At 74.2% G+C, this 516-nt stretch carries 1 pseudogene; it reads right to left on the reverse strand.

Annotation, left to right across the window (positions count from 1 at the left end):
- Positions 1 to 516, reverse strand: a pseudogene (locus tag IH13_RS0104280) (hypothetical protein); the annotation flags it as partial.

The following is a 516-nucleotide window of genomic DNA, read 5'->3' on the forward strand; positions in this document are numbered from 1 at the left end:
GCCGCTGCCGTCGCCGTGGGTCCCGGCGCCGTAGCCGTCGTACGGGGTGTGGTCCCCGGCCCCCTGGGGGGCGCCGGTGCCGGCGTACGGGTCGGCGTAGGCGGCGTACTCGTGCTGCCCGTCGGGCTGTCCGGTGGTGTAGTCGTACGGCCCGGTGTAGGCGCCCTGACCCTGGTAGGTCTCCTGGCCCGGGTAGGTCTCCTGGCCCGGGTAGTTCTCCTGGCCCTGGTAACTCTCCTGGCCCGGGTGGCCGTTCGGGTCCCCGAAGGCGTCCTGCCCCGGCCCGCCGTACGGGTCGTAGCCGTCGTACCGCTGTTCCTGTCCCGGTGGTTCGGGAGCGTCCCCGGCCGCGGGTGCGGCGTCGGTGTAGACGCCGTACTGCCCGGTGTCGTCGGGCAGGGGCTGCGGTTCGTAGACGGCGAACGCGGCCGTCTCCGCGGCTGCTTCCGGGGGCTGCTCCTGGTACTCCAGGTCGGAGACCTCCAGCGTCGGCTTCCGGCTGCCGGAGGCCGGGGA

The organism is Streptomyces sp. NRRL WC-3549, assembly GCF_000721935.1.
In the GTDB taxonomy this organism is placed as follows: domain Bacteria; phylum Actinomycetota; class Actinomycetes; order Streptomycetales; family Streptomycetaceae; genus Streptomyces.